Origin of the sequence: Plebeiibacterium sediminum, from assembly GCF_026013605.1 — a bacterium.
Classification (GTDB): Bacteria; Bacteroidota; Bacteroidia; order Bacteroidales; family Marinilabiliaceae; genus Saccharicrinis; species Saccharicrinis sediminus.
This window is the reverse complement of the sequence record NZ_JAPDPJ010000316.1, coordinates 1-453: the sequence shown is the minus strand read 5'-3', so window position 1 is coordinate 453 and position 453 is coordinate 1. Positions and strand designations below refer to the sequence as shown.

The 453-nt window shown below is 30.0% G+C and carries 1 pseudogene; it reads left to right on the top strand.

The features are described 5' to 3' along the window. Positions 1–453 (top strand): annotated as a pseudogene (locus OM075_RS25620) (hypothetical protein); the annotation flags it as partial.

Below are 453 nucleotides of genomic sequence, written 5' to 3'. Positions count from 1 at the left end.
TGATGTTTTTTTATCATCAATTGACTACTGCACAAAACAAAATTAATATAGAACTTAGATACGACCAAATATTTGTATCTAACATAAATGCGCAGTACAGCCCTTATCCTAGTAATAATGATTCAGGAAACTCATTAAGAGTACTAGCAGGATATCATATAAATAATTATCTAAATATTAATGCAGGTTTGGGGTTAGATAACTACAATGATGATTTTTATGGCACAAACACAATACCTATTGTTGCTAATATTAAATACTCAATAGGGGGGCAACTTCTAGGTGTATTTCTAATGTTAGAAGGTGGACCTCAAATTAAATTGTCAGATAGTTTTGATAAAGGGTATATGTTCCTAGGCGCAATTGGATATAAAATAAAACTTAGTCGACTACTAAGGTTGAATTTTATGGGAGGTTATAATTTTCAAAAATCTACTGAAGGTCTTAATATTT